Origin of the sequence: Epilithonimonas pallida (genome assembly GCF_900182975.1) — a bacterium.
GTDB lineage: Bacteria > Bacteroidota > Bacteroidia > Flavobacteriales > Weeksellaceae > Epilithonimonas > Epilithonimonas pallida.
In genome coordinates, this window is sequence record NZ_FXUO01000006.1 from 191,380 (window position 1) to 209,546 (window position 18,167).

An 18,167-nucleotide genomic window follows, 5' to 3' on the forward strand; every position below is an offset into this window, starting at 1 on the left:
ATAGCTTGATAATCTGTATTAAATTTCTTATATTCGTTTGTGAGTTTACATTTTATATGATTTACGATTTAGAGAAAGAAAACAAGGAAATCCTTGCGAGATATAAAGACCTTATTTCCAACACATACCGTACTTTGGATGAGGAGCAGAACAAGCTTATCAGAAAGGCTTTTGATATTGCTCTGGATGCTCACAAAGATCAACGCAGAAAAACTGGAGAACCATACATCTACCATCCGATAGAGGTTGCAAAAATTGTGGCCAACGAGATTGGTTTAGGCGCAACCAGCATTGCCTGCGCACTACTCCACGACGTGATAGAAGATTCCGAATACACGTATGAAGATCTTAAAAAAATCTTCGGGAAAAATATTGCGGATATCGTTAACGGTTTGACAAAAATCTCTGTGATGAACCAGCAGAACATATCGGTTCAGTCTGAAAATTACAGAAAATTATTGCTGACACTTTCTGAAGATTTCCGGGTAATTCTCATCAAGATCGCAGACCGCCTGCATAACATGAGAACGCTGGAAAGTATGCATCCTGTGAAGCAGAAAAAAATTGCTGCAGAAACCGCTTACATCTATGCTCCTTTGGCTCACAGATTTGGACTTTATAATATCAAATCTGAGCTGGAAGACCTCTCATTGAAATATAACAATCCTGATATCTATAATGAGATTGTTGGTAAATTGGAAATCGCCAAAGAAGGCCGCGAAAAATATGTTGAGGAATTTACCAAAGAAGTTTCTGAACAACTGAAAGAAGAAGGACTCAATTTTACCATAAAAGGCCGTGCGAAAGCCATCAGTTCCATTTATCGTAAAATGCAGAAACAGAATGTGACCTTTGAGGAAGTTTTTGATAATTACGCCATCAGAATCATTTATAAATCTGATCCGAGAAACGAGAAATTCCTTGCCTGGAAAATCTATTCTATCGTCACCGACCTTTATCAAAGTAATCCTTCCCGAATGCGCGACTGGATTTCTCAACCGAGATCTACTGGCTACGAAAGTTTGCACCTTACTGTAATGGGTCCTGATAAAAAATGGATCGAAGTTCAGATTCGGTCGGAAAGGATGGATGACATCGCAGAAAAAGGTGTTGCTGCCCATTATAAATACAAAGAAGGTTACCGCAAAAACAGTGACGATCAGCGATTTGAAAACTGGGTTACAGAGATACGGGAAGTTTTGGAACAACAGCAAAACCTCTCTACATCAGAACTTCTTGATAATATCAAACTGAATCTCTACTCCAAAGAAGTTTTTGTCTTCACGCCAAAAGGTGAAATCAAAATATTACCAACCGGCGCAACTGCATTGGATTTTGCATTCTCTGTGCATACAGATCTTGGAATGAAATGTTTGGGTGCGAAAATCAATGGAAAATTGGTTCCGATCAGTTATGTGCTTCAGAATGGTGATCAGATTGATATTCTTTCGTCACAGAACCAAAAACCAAAAGCTGACTGGCTGGAGTTTGTAGTCACTTCCAAAGCCAAATCTAAAATTAAGAATATCCTTAATTCGGAAAAAAATCAGCATACAGCAGAAGGGAAGGAAATTCTGCAAAGAAAAATGCGCCACGCCAAATTGAATTTCAATGATGACGAAATCAATGGTTTGCAAAAATTCCTGAATCTGAAAACTTCCCAGGATCTATTTCTAGGATTTCAGAACGGAACATTTGATATTGGTGATATCAAAAGATATTCTGACAAAAAAAGTATTCTCAGCAATATTTTCAACCGTTTCCGAAAATCATCCAACAAAGAGGAATATGTCGAAAAAGTCGACTCCAATTTGGATATGATTGTTTTCGGAAAAGATGAAGAAAAACTGAATTATAGTTTTGCTAAATGCTGCACCGTAATTCCTGGTGATAAGATTTTCGGATTTATTACGATTTCTGACGGCATCAAAGTTCATAACGACAACTGCCCCAACGCAATCAACCTGAGAGCTAATTATGATTATCGTGTTCTGCAGGCCAAATGGGTCAATGCTGAAAGTTTCAAAAACAGAATCAAAATCGAGATCGAAGGTCTTGACAGAATGGGAATGATCAACGACATCACGGCAGTTATCAGTAACAATATGAATATGGACATGAAGAGTATGAGCATTGCTTCCAACGACGGCATTTTTACAGGAAACATCAATCTTGAAGTTAAAAACAGAAGTCAGCTTGAGGAAACATTCAAGCAGCTGAAGGCAATTAATGGCGTTTCTAAAGTGAAGAGAATGTAATGGTTTTATCAAAGTATTTTCAGCAATTTTTCCATAGCAGCAAAAGTTCCGGTGTATTATTGATCGTCTGTGTGATAGTATCATTAATTATTGCTAACACGTCACCAGCAGAAGCATTTCAAAATCTTCTGGATTCAAAAATAGGAACAGAAGTATTTCATTTGGATTATTCGGTTTCCGTTTGGATCAATGACGGACTAATGGCCATTTTCTTCCTTTTGGTTGGTCTGGAAATCAAACGGGAATTACTCGAAGGCGAATTGTCTGATATCAGAAAAGCAAGCCTTCCGATTTTCGCAGCTGTTGGAGGGATGCTGATTCCGGCTTTGATTTATGTAGCATTCAATCATAATACCGGTTATAAAAATGGCTGGGCAATTCCAATGGCGACTGATATCGCGTTTTCGCTTGCTATTATTTCTCTGCTTGGAAAGAGTGTTCCTAATTCTTTGAAAATCTTCCTGAGTGCTCTGGCAATTGTTGATGATCTGGGGGCAATTATCGTTATTGCATTGTTCTATACGGACTCGATAGATTGGATTTCTTTGGGAATTTGCGGCGGAATAACTGCTTTATTAATTATTCTCAATAGAATTGGGATTACAAAGATCCTCTTTTATATTATTCCGGGATTATTTCTATGGTATTTTATGCATCATTCCGGAATTCATGCAACAATTGCGGGCGTTATCCTAGCTTTTACAATTCCTACCAATGTTTCTACAACCGAGATTTCGCCATTAGAAAAATTAGAACAAAAACTTCACATTCCTGTCAGCTTTTTAATCATGCCAGTATTCGCTTTGGCAAATACTAATATTACTTTTCAGTCCGGAATATTCAGTCATTTTATCAGCCCATTGAGTTTGGGAATTATCTTCGGATTATTTGCAGGAAAAGTTTTAGGCATCAATTTGTTTTCCTTTTTAGCTATAAAATTGAAATGGGGAAAAATGCCTGCTTTATCTGCCTGGAAAGAAATGATCGGCGTTGGATTCCTGGCCGGAATCGGTTTCACAATGTCGATTTTTGTATCACTTTTAGCTTTCCCAAATGAGACCGCAATCCAGAATCTCTCTAAAATCAGTATTCTATTTGCGTCTGTTTTGTCCGGGCTTACCGGTTATTTGATTTTAAAAATGAAGAAAAATTAGTATTCAATCATTTCTGTAGAATTCATTTCTTCACGAACCAATTTCTCCAATTTAACTTTTTTGATCGCCAGGTTCAGTTCATTACCCATCAATACCAGAAACACGTTTACATTGACCCAAACCATTACCAAAATAATGGAACCAATGGAACCGTACAGGACATTGTATCTTGCAATATTAGCCACATAAATAGCGAAAAAGTAGGTCAGTAGAACAAATAAAACCGTTGTAAGAACAGCGCCCGGATAAGCTTCTCTTAGTCTTGTAATTTTGAGACAGCCCACCCAGTAAAAAAGTGTCAGCAAAATAAAATAAAACAATGGAAACGATATGAAACCGATAATTTTGGTCATGTTTTTAGTAAACCAGCTGATATCATATGTTGGTGTAAAAAGCTTCAGAACAACTTCGCTGTAATAGATCCCGAAAATAGAAAGAAAAACCAATGTCAGAAAGCTGATTGTTACAAGCATTGCCAAAGCATATTCTTTCACAAAGCCTCTCTGTAACTCTGTATTCCTGTTGAATCCGTTAATCAGCGTAAAACAACCGTTAGTAGCAAATACAAAAGACAATAAGATTGTTAAATTACTTATCGACTTCATGTTAGGAATAATATTACCCTGGATATAGTTTGTCACATCACTTTGCATATGCGAAGGGAAAATTCTTGGCATAAGAACTTCGAAAATATAAAACTGAAGTTTATCATAATGCGGCATATAAGGCAAAACCGACAAGAGAAACAGAATCATCGGAAAAAGGCTGAGAAAAAAATTCCATGAAATACTAGCAGCCTGCCGTCCTAATGGATTTTTGAAAATCGCATTGCTATAAATCCCGAACATTTTCCACAGAGAAATTCCTAAAACCGGAATATGAATTCCGTCGAAAAAGTTTTGGATTTTGAGGAAAAAACGTCGTATTTTTTTTGCCATTCATTTATCTTTGCCTCACAAATATACTAAATGCGTATTAATTTGATCTGCATCGGGAAAACGGATGATAAAGAAATTGTTTCTCTTATCAGCTATTACCTGCCAAGAATTCCAAAACACTGGAACTTTGAACTTCTGGAAATTCCGGATGTGAAAAACGCCAGAAACCTGAATCCTGATCAACTGAAAAAAGAAGAAGCCAAGCTGTTTCAGAACCAAATAGACTCTTCTGATCTGGTCATTCTGCTGGATGAAAAAGGAAAACAATTTACCAGCCGTGAGTTTGCCGGAAAAATTGATTTCTGGCTTGGAAATTCAGTAAAAAAGGTAAACATACTTATTGGCGGAGCTTATGGTTTTTCTGAGGAGATCTATCAGCGTGCTAATGAAAAAGTATCTCTGTCAAAAATGACTTTTACACATCAGATGATTCGGCTGTTTTTCGTGGAACAGATTTATCGGGCTGCAACTATTTTGCAGGGAAAACCTTATCATAATGATTAAAATTGAGTTTTTATCTTATAACAGTTGTTGATTGTTGTTAGGTTTAAACTTTCAAAGGGCTTCCGAATTGCTAACTAGCCCCGATAGTAACGGCATCCTTTTTATTTTTTTAGCAAAAAAAAATAAAAAGATATAGTGGATAGCGGGATTAAGCTCCTAAAAAAATAATTCACTTTTTTGCGATAATTTTTTTTGCAAGATTGGCAAAAACACCCCCTAAAAAAAATCCAACAGCCGCTCCATATACAACATCTAAAGGAAAATGAACTCCTAAATAGATCCTGCTATATGAAACCAAAAGTGCCCAGAAAAGTAAGATATAAGGAAGTATTCTATATTTTTCACCAATCAGAATCGATAAAAAACTGACCAGAAAAAAAGAATTTGAAGAATGTGAGGAGTAGAATCCGAATTGTCCTCCGCAGGTTACCAACCGCATCTTTGCCATTAACAGATCATTATGACAGGGTCTTAGCCTGCCAACACCGTATTTGAAAATACCAGCCAGCTGATCGGAAATTGTAATTCCAATTGCGATGAGTATAATGACAAAAATTAATTTTTTTAACGGAAAACTTTTGTAAAGAAGATAAAGCAATATAGCATAAAACGGTATCCAGAACCATTTGCTTGTCATCAGAAGCCAAAAAGGATCGAAAGCAGAGTCTCCTAGTCTATTCAGGAATAATAATAATTCCTGATCCTTTTCAATGAGCCAGTTCATATTATCTGCTTACAGGACCTTCGTGAGAATCGTCCTCCGAAAGGTCGATTTTGGGTGTCTCTTCTTTAAGAAAAGCCTCCGTTTTTTTGTCTGCCAAGGGATTGAATTCCTGCGCAGATTGTTTCACCTTTTCGATCTCTTTTTTGATTTCGGAAACAGGATTGTCCGCTTCCTTCATTATTTCGGTTTTGATATCATCCACTGCCCCACGCATTTTACGAACTCCTTCGCCAAGACCTCTTGCGATCTCGGGTAATTTATCCGGTCCGAACAGAACGACAATTGCCAGAGCAATCATCAGCATTTCTCCAATACTCAATTCCATTTGACAAAATTAAGAAACATTTATAGAATTGATAGAGAGAATTTTATTAATTTTTACTTAAAAATAGCTTAGAAATTATTATTTCTTTTGATTTTAGAATATAAAAAGTAAAACTATCCTTAATAATTTCCCTAAATAAATTTATTTTTTCTTTCTGTTGAAGTTGATATAAACAAAAAAGATGCTTACCATAAATAATAAAAAGGCAAGAAAAAAAGGTGCTCCGGGAAATAAGAAAGGTGCCTCTTTGTGAGTGAAATAATAAAATAAATTGGTCATCATTGGAGGACCGATTATAGACGTTGCACTCATAAGACTCGTCAAAGCGCCTTGCAATTCACCCTGCTCATTGGACGGGATATTTTTGGTAATAATGGATTGTAATGCTGGTCCACAGATTCCACCTAAACAGTATGGGATAGTGAACAGTAACATCATCCAACCTTGCGTCGCAAATGCATATAGGAGCATTCCGAATGAGTATAATAACAGGCCATAGTAGATGCTCTTACGGTCACCGATTTTCGGATTAATCCACCTTATCAACAATCCCTGAACCAACCCAACCATTAGTCCTACAACGCCCAAAGAGATACCTACCATTCTTTCATCCCAGTTGAATCTGTACATGGTATAGAAACTCCAGTTACTTTGTACAGCATGTCCACCAATGTAAATCAAAATCAAGGAAATCACTAATCCCGAAATCTCCGGATGTTTTCTAAGCAGCTTTAATGACCCAATAGGATTGGCACGTTTCCAGTCAAACTCTCTGCGATTTTCTTTAGACAAACTTTCCGGTAAAATAAAATAACCATAAAGAAAGTTGAGCATACATAAAGCTGCCGCCGCATAAAACGGAACTCTGGAACCATAATGCCCCAACACACCACCTAAGACAGGACCAATAATAAATCCCAGCCCAAAAGCGGCTCCTATTAATCCGAAATTTTTTGCACGATCTTTATCCGTAGAGATATCCGCAATATAAGCACTGGCTGTAGTAACACTGGCTCCTGTAATTCCGGCAATGATTCTCCCAACAAAAAGCCACCAGATAGTAGGCGATAATGCTAAAAAAATATAATCTATGGAAAATCCGAAAAGCGATAATAAGATAATTGGCCTTCTTCCGAATCTGTCACTTAGATTTCCGACCAATGGTGAGAATATAAACTGTATGAAAGCATAAGCAAAACTCAGCCAGCCACCATATTTAGCTGCTTCGCTGATATCTGCGTGGATCAGTTCTTCTATCAGTTTCGGTACCACGGGAATGATGATGCCCCAACCTGTGATATCTATCAAAAGTGTGATAAATATAAAACCTATTGCTGCTGATTTTTGATTCTGTTTCATAAGTTGCGAAGATAATATTTTTTTGATTTGCTACTTTGAAGATTTGAAAAATTGATTTTTTTATTGACAAATATTTAAATTTGGCAACCAATGTTATGACCTGCAAAGCGCACCCGAGCTGAGTGGAGCTCTTTTTGTGAGGAAGTATGACTAGCAAAAAAGCGGGAGCGGAGCGTGGAAAAGGTGCCCAAATTTAGAAAATGTTTCAAATAAAAAAGCTCCCAATTACTTGAGAGCTTTTTTATTAAGTATCGTAAGGAATTACTTCACTAATTCTACATCGGTAGAAGATTTTCCTGTAACCTTATCTTCTTTTTTCCTTCCTCTCAGGAAGTCATAAGCCGTAGCTGATGCAATAAAAATAGATGAGTATGTACCGAATCCAATACCTAACAATAAGCAGAACATAAATCCTCTAAGGTTATCTCCACCGAAGATGAAAATCGCCAGGATTACCAAAATCGTTGTGAATGATGTGTTGAATGTTCTACCAATTGTACTGGAAATAGAGTCATCAAATAATCCAGCCAGTGTCAATGCTTTTTTCTCACGCAGGTATTCTCTGATCCTGTCAAAGATGATTACCGTATCGTTAATCGAATAACCAATCACCGTAAGAATTGCTGCGATAAAATCCTGGTTAATCTCCATATTGAAAGGCATTACTTTGTAAAATAATGAGTAAACACCCAAGATCACCACTGTATCGTGGAATAGACCGGCAACCGCTCCAAGAGAGAACTGCCACTTATCAAATCTTACCAAGATATAGATGAAAATACCAATCAATGAAGCGATAACTGCCAAGATACCGTGTGTTGTGATATCGTCCGCAACTGTAGGTCCTACTTTTGTAGAAGATACTATTCCTGCATGGCCTTTATCTGCTGCTTTGAAATCTGCCAAACTCATACCTGCCGGCAAATCTTGTTTAAGACCTTCATAGATTTTTTGCTCAACAGTTTGGTCAGCCGCAAGAGATTCGTCATCAATCAGATAATCTGTCGTTATTTTTAATTGAGAAGAATTACCAAAAGTTTTGGCTTCCACAGATTCGTTTTTACCGTCTGCAGTTTTCATCAGCTTAGCAATATTTTCTTCAATTTTACTAGCGTCAACCGGTTTTTCAAATCTTACAACATAGTTACGCCCACCTGTAAAATCGATTCCGTATTTGAAGCCGTTGATTGCAATTGAAGCAATTGAAATCACCATTAAAATTGCAGATACAATATAAGACCATTTTCTTTTTCCAATGAAATCGATCCAGGTATTTCTGAAAAGATTTTTGGTTGGAGCAGTCCAAACAGATAATGATTTACCTTTATTCAATCTATTGAAAATCATCACTCTTGACAATAATACAGATGTGAATAATGTCATAACAAGACCGATCATCAATGTTACCGCAAATCCTTTGATTGGACCTGTTCCGAAGATGTAAAGAATTAATGCTGTAATAAAAGTCGTAACGTGACCGTCAATAATCGCAGAAATCGCATGTTTGAAACCATCTTTATATGCTTCAAGAATACTTTTCCCTCGGAATAATTCTTCTTTTGTTCTTTCATATATAATTACGTTTGCATCTACTGCCATTGCCATAGACAATACAATACCTGCAATACCCGGAAGCGTCAATGTTGCATCTACAGAATCCATGATCCCGAAGATGTAGAATAAATTAACAATCATTGCAATAACTGCGTAAACCCCTGCTCCACCATAATAGAAAATGATGTAAACAATAATTACCGCAAATGCAATAAGGAATGACATTATCCCGTCATTGATAGATTCAGCTCCCAATGAAGGTCCTACAACATCAGCCTGAACAATTTTAGCACCTGCAGGCAATTTACCTGCGCCTAAAACATCAACCAAATCTTTAGCTTCTTCCTGAGTAAAATTTCCGGAAATCTGCGTTCTTCCATTAGGAATGACCTCATTTACCATTGGTGCAGTATAAACTCTGTTATCCAGCGTTACAGCCACAACTTTTCCTTTGTTTTTCTCCGTCATTGCTTTCCAATCACGAGCACCCTGAGAATCCATTTGCATATCTACAACAATACGTCCCAGCTGGTCATAGTTGATATTTGCAGATTCTACAGCACCGTCAACCGGAGCCTTTTGATTGATATTCCCACGGATAGCGTATAATACAAGACTGTTAGAAGTATTATTCTCTGGCTTGTATCCCCACATAAACTGAGTATACTTTAAGTTTACCGGGCGAGCTTTTGTAGCAATTGCACTATTAAGGATTTTATTAACAACTGCTGTATCCGATAATTTTACATTAGCAACAGCATTACCAGGCGTTGAGTTTAACTGGATAAGATTTGTCAAATTTGTTGTTTTAGCAACACCTATTGAATCTCCTTTAACTTTTACCAATTGGTTAAGTTCTGAGAAATATGGTAAAACTTCCTGCCCCATCTGTACTTCCCAAAACTGAAGTTTAGCAGAAGTCGCCAACATTTTTTTAACCCTGTCGATATCTTTGATACCTGGCATCTCTACCAGGATTCTTCCGGTTCCAGGAACTCTCTGAACGTTTGGCTGAGTAACACCCATTTTGTCGATACGGGTTCTAAGAACTTCATAAGCCGTTCCTACAGACGCATCGATTTTTCTTCTTACAATGTTTTTTACCTGATCGTCAGGTGTATTGAATTTAATCTCAGAAAGATTGGTGTTTCCAAAAATTTCCGGATCAGCAAGCTTTAGATTCGTACCTTTCTCTTTGTTAACAGCTTCGAACTGGGTAAAAAAATCTTCGATATATTGCTTACTCGAGTTTTTCTGAGCCTGATCTGTTCTGTTAAGCGCTTCTATCAAAGTAGCGTTTGTAGAATAATTACTAAGATCATTTACCAAATCTCTCTGGTTGATCTCCAATAATACGTTGATACCACCTTTTAGGTCCAACCCCAACTTCATTTCTTTTTGCTTTGCAGACGTATAATTCAGTTTTGTAAAACCAAGATTAAGCGTGTCTTTCGAAAGTCTGTCGAGTTCGGCTTGGTATTTTACCTGATTATCACCTGCAATAGCTCTAGCTTCCTTTTCTATTTTATTGGCATAGAAAGAAGGCAAAAGCTCATTGAGACAAATCAGTCCAAGAACGATGGCAACTAGTGTAACGAGTCCTTTTCCTTGCATTTTCTTACGATATATATAATTTTAGTCGGCAAATATAATGATTTATAACGGAAATAGGAATTTGAAAATGAGAAATATGTATTTACTAAATTTTTAAAATAACAAATCGGCTTTATCTATTCGAAAAATGAAAGAAAATCAGATTTTTTTATGAAAATTAATAATAGAATCACTCAACAGGCATATAATTTGGTAAGGCTATAATTAATTATAAAATAATAAGTTATGGGAAAACTTTTACTTTGGATCGGCTTATTCTTAGCAGCCTGTTTATCGGCTCAGACCATTAGCCTGGAGAACTTTGTTTCCGGGATTTCTAATCCTGTAGAGATTGTTGCATCGCCAACATCTGACAATAGATTATTTGTTGTCCAGCAATCCGGCACTATCAAGATTGTGAATGAAAACGGAACTATTGCTCCGGATAACTTTCTGAATATTTCCAACCTCATCACTTTTGGAGGTGAAAGAGGATTACTGGGACTGGCATTTCATCCTCAGTTTTTAACCAATCGATATTTTTTTGTTTATTATAATAATTTGCAAGGATCAATCAGAGTTTCCAGATTCACAGCAAACTCGTCAAATCCTAATACAGCAGATGTTTCATCGGAAAAAATTCTTTTAACGATCCCTAAGCCTTTTACTAATCATAATGGCGGTAGTATTCATTTTGGAGCAGATGGTTACTTGTGGATATCTACCGGCGATGGCGGAAGCGGTGGCGATCCGAATAATAATGCTCAAAATAAAAATTCGCTTTTAGGGAAAATGCTGAGAATTGATGTCAACTCGGATAATGCTTATAATATTCCGTCAGATAATCCCTTCGTGGGAATTGACGGCGCTGACGAAATTTGGGCTTACGGCCTTAGGAATGCATGGAAATTCTCTTTTGACAGAACTACCAATCAGGTTTGGATTGCTGATGTCGGACAAGGTGACATCGAAGAAATCAATAAAGTATCTGCAGCAACACCAGGAATCAACTACGGCTGGAGATGCTACGAAGGAAACACCCCTTATAATACCACAGGATGTGCCAACGCTTCTACAATGACTTTTCCGGTTGCTCAATACGATCATTCCGGAGGAAAATGCTCTATCACGGGCGGTTATCTCTACAGAGGTAACCTTTATACAGATCTCGTAGGAAAATATGTTTTTGCAGATTACTGTTCAGCTCAAATAGGTGTTTTGGATACTTCGAATACGATGGTTTGGAGTCCGAGTTTTTCAGCGAATTTTACAACTTTCGGTGAGGACAATCAGAAACAACTTTACGTAGCAGCAGGCAATACCATTTATAAAATCAAAACTAATAATCTTGCCGTTTCTGATATTAATCAAGCTAATATTTTAATCACGCCTAATCCTGCAAAAGAGAAAATCTATCTTCAAAATGTGAATGAAAAAAATATCTCTGCAGAAATTCTGGATTTAACAGGACGAATTGTTCATCAGGTTCAAATGTCTGATACTGATAACAGCATTGATGTTTCTAAATTGCAGCAAGGAACCTATCTGCTGAATCTGAAAAAAGATAATCAAAAGTGGATTTCCAAGAAATTCATCAAAGAATAATAAAAATAAAAACCGCCTCTTTTCGAAGCGGTTTTTAATTATTTAGACCAATTGATTCTCGTTGTTTTAACATTGTGAGAGTCGGTTCCGATCATGATATCGAAATCTCCAGCTTCCCAATCGTATTTCAATTGATTATTATAAAACTTCAAATCTTCTGGAGAAATTTTGAATGTTACTTTTTTACTTTCGCCAGCTTTCAGATAGACTTTTTGGAAACCTTTTAATTCCTTAACGGGTCTTGTATTGCTTCCAACCAAATCCCTGACATAAAGCTGAACTACTTCTGCTCCATCATATTTCCCGTTATTTGTTAAAGTCACATTAGCTTCGATGCTAGTATTGCCAGAAGGTTTAGCGTTAGTTACAGAAACATCAGAATAACCGAAATTAGTATAACTTAATCCATACCCAAAAGGATAAAGCGGTGTGTTGCACTCATCCAGATAATTGGAACGGAATTTTTCGAAATTACATTTGTCAGTATTTTCTGTACTTAAAGGGCGACCTGTATTCTTCGCGTTATAATATATTGGAACCTGACCTACACTTCTTGGGAAAGTCATCGGTAATTTTCCGGAAGGATTAACTTTTCCGTAAAGAACATCAGAAACTGCATAGCCAGCCATACTTCCCGGGAACCATACGTTCAGGATTGCATCAGCCAATTGAGATTCTTCCGTCAGAACCAAAGGACGACCTGTAAACAGAACCAAAACAATTGGCTTACCAGTTTTCTTAAGTTCTCTCAATAATTCTCTTTGAGTTTCCGGAATTGTAATATCTGTTCTTGAACTTGACTCACCGCTCATCTCGGCACTTTCACCTATCGCTAAAACAATCACATCTGCTTTGCTTGCAACATCTACAGCTTCTTTTCTGATTTGATCAGCAGGACGATTATCCCTGTCTGTTGTTTTATTAAACATAGCGGCACGCTGTTCCATCATTTCGGATTCGTAAACGTTACTTCCTTTTGCAAAAATAAAATTCACATCTTTGCCAACTGTTTCCTTCAAACCTCGCAATAATGAAATAGAATTGGCATGTTTTGCAGCAACACTCCAGGTTCCTGTCATATTCATCGCGTTATCTGCCAATGGTCCGATAACGGCCACTGTTCCTGATTTTTTAAGTGGAAGAACCTGTTTGTCATTTTTCATCAAAACCATAGAATTAGATGCAATCGTTTTTGCTGCTTCTAAATGTTTTGGGCTGAAAACTTCTTTCTGAGCTCTTTTAGAATCTGTATATTTATAAGGATCATCGAAAAGTCCAAGATCATATTTGGCTTCAAGGATTCTTCTTGCAGCATCTGTCACCGTTTGCTCAGACACTTTTCCTTCCGAGATGGATTGTTTAAGTGTTTTCAAGAATCCTTCGCCAACCATATCCATATCAATTCCGGCATTCATTGCTAATGCTGAAACCTGTTGAAGATCTCCCATGCCGTGATCTGTCATTTCGTTGATACCTGTATAATCAGTCACGACAAAGCCCTTGAAATTCCACTGTTTTCTAAGAACATCCGTCATCAGCCATTTGTTACCTGTTGCAGGAATCCCGTCAACCTCATTGAAAGACGCCATTACAGAACCTGCTCCCGCATCCACAGCCGCTTTATATGGTGGGAAATAGGTGTTATACATTTGAACGTGGCTCATATCAACTGTATTATAATCACGTCCGCCTTCCGGAGCGCCGTAAAGTGCGAAATGCTTCACGCAAGCCAGCATCGTATTATTTTTTGATAAGTCATTCCCTTGATACCCGTAAACCATTGCTTTTGCAATTTCACTTCCCAGGTAAGGATCTTCACCGGAACCTTCCGCAACTCTTCCCCATCTTGGCTCTCTTGAAATATCTACCATCGGCGAAAATGTCCAGTTGATCCCATCTGCTGTAGCTTCCTGAGCCGCGATCTGAGCTGATCTCTGTATAAGATTCATATCCCAAGACGCTGCCAATCCTAATGGAATCGGAAAAGTAGTCTCGTAACCATGGATCACATCCATCCCGAAAATCATTGGAATTTTCAAACGGCTTTTTTCTACAGCTACTTTTTGTACATCACGAATCTTATCAACACCTTTGATGTTAAATAATCCGCCAACTAAACCTTGTTCTATTTTCTTTCCTATATCAGAACTCTGAGCTTGTCCTGTTGTAAAATCTCCGGATGAAGGTAAATTCAACTGTCCGATTTTTTCGTCCAAAGTCATCTTGGCAATCAAATTGTCTATGAATGCTTTTTTCTTAGACTGATATTGTGCCGACTGGAAAGACTGAGCGGGCTTGGTTACAATGTCCTGCGCTAAAAAATAGGGCGATAATGCCAACGCAGCTAGGATTATAAACTTTTTCATTTATATATATTTATTTTCTTTAACGTTTATTTTTTTAATGATAACATCCAATCCCAAAGTTTAGGATCAGAATAGGTAGAATCCCAGGAGTTATGATTATCATTTGGGAAAATAATCAACTCTGCTTTTGGATTGATTGGGTGTAATTTCTGATAGAAATTAAATGCATTCTCAGGAAGAACTACATCATCCATTCCGCCATGATACAATTTGATATTCAGATCTTTGTATTGATGAATATTAGCAAGCATTACTCTGTCTGTTGGTGCGCAAACTGCTGCAACTGCTGCAAACATTTCAGGGTGCTCACCTGCCAACTTCAGAGTTCCCCAACCACCCATTGATAATCCTGTGAGATAAATTCTTTCTTTATCGATTTTGTATTTTTCCGAAATCTCTCTGATAAGGAAATAAACCGCATCCGTATCCCACCATGTATTTTCCGGACATTGAGGTGCCAGAATAGCAACTGGTTCCTTTATAAGATTTTTATAAGTAAATGGGCTGTGTGCTTTTACTATTTCCAGGTTATTTCCTCTTTCTCCTGAACCATGAAGAAATACTACTAATGGAATTTTTGTTTTTATATTTTGAGGTAAGTCCAGAATGTATGATAGTTTCTTCTGGATTTTAACCTCACTATTAAACTCCGATTTGATTTCCTGCGCTTTTACTAATGGATTAATTACTAATAAAAGAATTGGGAGATATTTAAGTTTTAAAGCCATTTGATTTCTTTTGTATTGATATACCTTTCTTCAAATATACCTAATGTTCATATTTTACAAAATCTTGTTATCCCGACCAACGCCCTAGCCCTGATTGCAACGGCATCCTTTTTTGTTTTTGTTGTTTGTTGTTAAAAACTACAATTTGTGATAAAACAAAAAAGATATAGTGGAAAGCAGGTATAAGCTCCTTTAAAAACCCATTGAGTCAAAATGAAACAATGAGTTCTGATCCAAAGATAATAAATTAAATCTATTGAATTTTATGCTCCGTAGATTTAAATCCTATTTTTTTGAGTCCGTTTCTGATTTCCGGCGCATTCATAAACAGATTCCATAATAATCCGGAACGATAATTCTCAATCATTGGCGCAATTGTTCCCTGATCAATTGCGAGGTAACGCGGCGTCGTCCAGTCATTAAAATTAACTGAAGTGGCATCGTAAGGTCCGGCTTGTCCAATGAAATTTGGTTTCTCCTCGTACAAGAACTTCAAAAATGCCATAGATTCTTTTGGTGTGTAAGGCATTGAGCTAAGAGCAGCAGTCGGCGTGATCACTCCAAAATCTTCTTTCATCGGCTGATGCGCAGCATATCCAACCGAACCGTCTTTGTTTCTTGTATAACTTGCGGTAAGTCCCCAATATTTTTCTGAATAGCCTTTGTATTTGTAAGGGTTCTCCAGGCAATATTTATAATCTATCAAGACATGATTACGGTTGAGATCCCAATAGCTTTTCACATATTTATCCGAAAGACCTCTTGGATCAAGGCCTAAATAAGAATATTGAGACCAGAATAATGGTCCGCCGAATTCTTCTGCATAATTGTGCTTTACATACAAGGGAAGCCCATATTTTGTACGATCGGTTGTGTAAGTCCCGTTGCGAGTCCAGCCTTTGTTGTAGGTATCATAATCAATCGAATAATCGGGTGAAGATGCAGCTAAAACGTAGGTAATCAGACATTCGTTATAACCCTCTAAAGGAAAGTTCATTTCCCAACCATAGCTGGGCGACCAGTGCCAATACAATACTTTTTGACCGCCTTTTGTATACCAATTCCATTCTACACCTTTCCACAATTTGTCCATTTTTGCCGCTAAAGCTTTTTCCTCCTCGTTTCCGTTTTTGAAATATTCGCGGACGCAAATCATTCCCTGAACCAAAAATGCCGTTTCAACAAGATCTCCGCCGTTATCCTTTTTTCCGAAAGGGACAACTTTCCCGGTTTCACCATTGATCCAATGCGACCAGGCGCCATGAAAACGGTCTGCTTTTTCCAGAAAATCTGCAATGTGAGTCAACCTCTTAACGGCTTCCCTGCGTGGAATGTATTTCCTGTCAACACCAACCAGAATCGTCATTAACCCAAATCCGGATCCGCCTGTTGTAACTACATGTTTGTCATTGTCCGGATAGATGTTGTCTTCGTGGTAACGTTCTCTTCCTAAGAGTGAATTGGGTTCAGCAAAGTCCCAAAAATATTTGAGCGCATCACTTTGAACTTTGTCCATTAACTGATTATCAGTTAATTTTACTGAAACTGATTTTGTATCGGCAGTAGTATTTGTTAACTGAGAGTTTTTACATGATAGCAGTACCGCTAATGACAGGATTGATAATGATATTTTATTTTTCATTATAATTTTTTTGTAATTTAAAATCCATGGAATGATGAGTGGAATCCCAGTTTAATTAAGCCTTGCCTTACATCCGGCGCATTCATAAAAAGATTCCATAAGAATTGGTTTTTGTGATTCTCAATCATAGGAGCAATAGTTCCCTGATCAATCGCTAAATACCTAGGTGTCACCCAATTATACTGAACCGAGTAAGCATCATAAGGGCCTGCAACTCCTATGTATTTTGAATAGTTTTCATTGTAGAGGAATCTTAGGAAATTCATACTTTCTGTAGGTGTATATGGCATATCAGAAATAGCTGCAGTCGGAGAAATAATTCCTAAATCATTATTAGGCTGATGTGCCGAATAACCTGTTGTCCCATCTGCATTTCGGGAATAACTTGCAGTAAGACCCCAGCTTTTAGCATTATAACCCTGATAACCTTTTGGGTTTGCCAAACAATATTGATACATAATCTTCGCATGATTGGATGTTGCATCACCATAATTGACGTAGTCGTCTGTTAGTCCTCTTGGATCTAATCCCAAAAATGAATAATGTGACCAAAACATCGGTCCAACCGTTCCCGATGCTCCGTTATGATTTACAATCAAAGGAATTCCAAACTGTGAACCCGAAGTTTTGATAGCACCATTCCTTGCCCAGCCATTTTGATAAACAGATTTATTAATAGAATAATTGGGGGAAGCCGCTGCCAAAACATATGTAATCAGCGTTTCGTCAAAACCTTGCAATTTCATATTTATTTGGAAATCATAATTTGGAGACCAATGCCAGTATAATGCATTTTCACCTTTGGTGTACCAATTCCATTCGATTCCTTTCCATAGTTCATCTGCTTTCTGTGCCAATGCCAATTCAGCAGAATTTGTAGAATTCTTAAAATATTCTCTTACACAAATTAATCCCTGAGCTAAAAAAGCTGTCTCTACAAGATCACCTCCATTATCTTTTTCACCAAAAGGAATTACATTACCTGAATTACCATTGATCCAATGTGGCCAAGCTCCGTGAAAGCGATTTGCAGTTTTGAGGAAATCAAGAGCGGTTGTTAATCTCGAAACGGCATCAGCCTGCGAGACATAACCATTCTTGATCCCTACTAAAATTGTCATCAACCCAAAGCCTGAACCTCCAGTTGTAACCGTATTGGCATCGTTATTAGGATCATCTGTATGATATCTTTCTCTGGCAAGCTTAGAATTGGTTTGCGCAAAATCCCAAAAATACTTCAAAGCACCTTTTTGGGTCATTTCTATAATTTGGTCATCTGTGTAAACAGTTGCTGGTTCTTGCGGGTTATTAACTAATGTATCATTCGGATCCCAATCACTGGAGTTGGAACAATTGTATGATAAAAAAAGAACAGAAGATAAAACTGTAATTTTAAAAAAATCCTTTTTAAACATTG

General features: G+C 37.3%; 13 protein-coding genes. 4 read left to right on the top strand and 9 right to left on the bottom strand.

The window, feature by feature from the left end; all coding sequences use genetic code 11:
- Positions 1 to 56 precede the first annotated feature (56 nt).
- Together QOL71_RS13145 and nhaA are read left to right on the top strand one after the other, a co-directional pair.
- On the top strand, positions 57 to 2,258 hold the full coding sequence (locus QOL71_RS13145; protein ID WP_283417364.1) for a RelA/SpoT family protein: 2,202 nt from the start codon (positions 57 to 59) through the stop codon (positions 2,256 to 2,258).
- Positions 2,258 to 3,412 carry a Na+/H+ antiporter NhaA gene (gene nhaA / locus QOL71_RS13150; protein ID WP_283417365.1) on the top strand — a complete coding sequence of 385 codons (1,155 nt, stop codon included), beginning with the start codon at positions 2,258 to 2,260 and terminating at the stop codon, positions 3,410 to 3,412. The genes QOL71_RS13145 and nhaA overlap by 1 nt, the downstream gene beginning before the upstream one ends.
- On the opposite strand, the gene QOL71_RS13155 is transcribed toward nhaA, so the two are convergent.
- On the bottom strand, positions 3,409 to 4,350 hold the full coding sequence (locus QOL71_RS13155) for a YihY/virulence factor BrkB family protein (protein WP_283417366.1): 942 nt from the start codon (positions 4,348 to 4,350) through the stop codon (positions 3,409 to 3,411). The genes nhaA and QOL71_RS13155 overlap by 4 nt on opposite strands.
- A 30-nt stretch (positions 4,351 to 4,380) precedes the next feature.
- Here QOL71_RS13155 and QOL71_RS13160 point away from each other — a divergent pair, with 30 nt between their 5' ends.
- Positions 4,381 to 4,854, top strand: coding sequence for a 23S rRNA (pseudouridine(1915)-N(3))-methyltransferase RlmH (locus QOL71_RS13160; protein WP_283417367.1), 474 nt, complete (start codon positions 4,381 to 4,383; stop codon positions 4,852 to 4,854).
- A gap of 169 nt (positions 4,855 to 5,023) precedes the next feature.
- Here QOL71_RS13160 and QOL71_RS13165 read toward each other — a convergent pair whose 3' ends face one another.
- The 4 genes from QOL71_RS13165 to secD all read right to left on the bottom strand — a co-directional run bounded on the left by QOL71_RS13165 (position 5,024) and on the right by secD (position 10,430).
- The gene (locus tag QOL71_RS13165; protein ID WP_283417368.1) at positions 5,024 to 5,578 is read right to left on the bottom strand and encodes a phosphatase PAP2 family protein; all 555 of its coding nucleotides are present in this window, start codon (positions 5,576 to 5,578) and stop codon (positions 5,024 to 5,026) included.
- A gap of 1 nt (position 5,579) precedes the next feature.
- Positions 5,580 to 5,903 carry a Sec-independent protein translocase subunit TatA/TatB gene (locus QOL71_RS13170; protein ID WP_283417369.1) on the bottom strand — a complete coding sequence of 108 codons (324 nt, stop codon included), beginning with the start codon at positions 5,901 to 5,903 and terminating at the stop codon, positions 5,580 to 5,582.
- Between the two features lie 141 nt (positions 5,904 to 6,044).
- Positions 6,045 to 7,262: a TCR/Tet family MFS transporter gene (locus QOL71_RS13175; protein WP_283417370.1), complete on the bottom strand. Its 1,218-nt coding sequence runs from the start codon at positions 7,260 to 7,262 to the stop codon at positions 6,045 to 6,047.
- A gap of 261 nt (positions 7,263 to 7,523) precedes the next feature.
- The gene (gene secD, locus QOL71_RS13180; protein WP_283417371.1) at positions 7,524 to 10,430 is read right to left on the bottom strand and encodes a protein translocase subunit SecD; all 2,907 of its coding nucleotides are present in this window, start codon (positions 10,428 to 10,430) and stop codon (positions 7,524 to 7,526) included.
- Between the two features lie 225 nt (positions 10,431 to 10,655).
- On the opposite strand from secD, the gene QOL71_RS13185 reads away from it, so the two are divergent.
- Positions 10,656 to 12,014, top strand: a complete 1,359-nt coding sequence (locus QOL71_RS13185; RefSeq protein WP_283417372.1) for a PQQ-dependent sugar dehydrogenase — start codon at positions 10,656 to 10,658, stop codon at positions 12,012 to 12,014.
- A 38-nt stretch (positions 12,015 to 12,052) separates the two neighbouring features.
- Here the strand turns inward: QOL71_RS13185 and bglX are convergent, their stop codons facing one another.
- The 4 genes from bglX to QOL71_RS13205 all read right to left on the bottom strand — a co-directional run bounded on the left by bglX (position 12,053) and on the right by QOL71_RS13205 (position 18,165).
- Positions 12,053 to 14,380, bottom strand: a complete 2,328-nt coding sequence (gene bglX, locus QOL71_RS13190) for a beta-glucosidase BglX (RefSeq protein ID WP_283417373.1) — start codon at positions 14,378 to 14,380, stop codon at positions 12,053 to 12,055.
- Between the two features lie 26 nt (positions 14,381 to 14,406).
- Positions 14,407 to 15,108 (bottom strand): carboxylesterase family protein, encoded by a 702-nt coding sequence (locus QOL71_RS13195; RefSeq protein ID WP_283417374.1) that lies wholly within the window; start codon positions 15,106 to 15,108, stop codon positions 14,407 to 14,409.
- 253 nt (positions 15,109 to 15,361) lie between these two features.
- Complete coding sequence (locus QOL71_RS13200) at positions 15,362 to 16,750, bottom strand: glucoamylase family protein (protein WP_283417375.1); 1,389 nt, start codon at positions 16,748 to 16,750, stop codon at positions 15,362 to 15,364.
- A gap of 17 nt (positions 16,751 to 16,767) precedes the next feature.
- Complete coding sequence (locus tag QOL71_RS13205; protein WP_283417376.1) at positions 16,768 to 18,165, bottom strand: glucoamylase family protein; 1,398 nt, start codon at positions 18,163 to 18,165, stop codon at positions 16,768 to 16,770.
- Positions 18,166 to 18,167 lie beyond the last annotated feature (2 nt).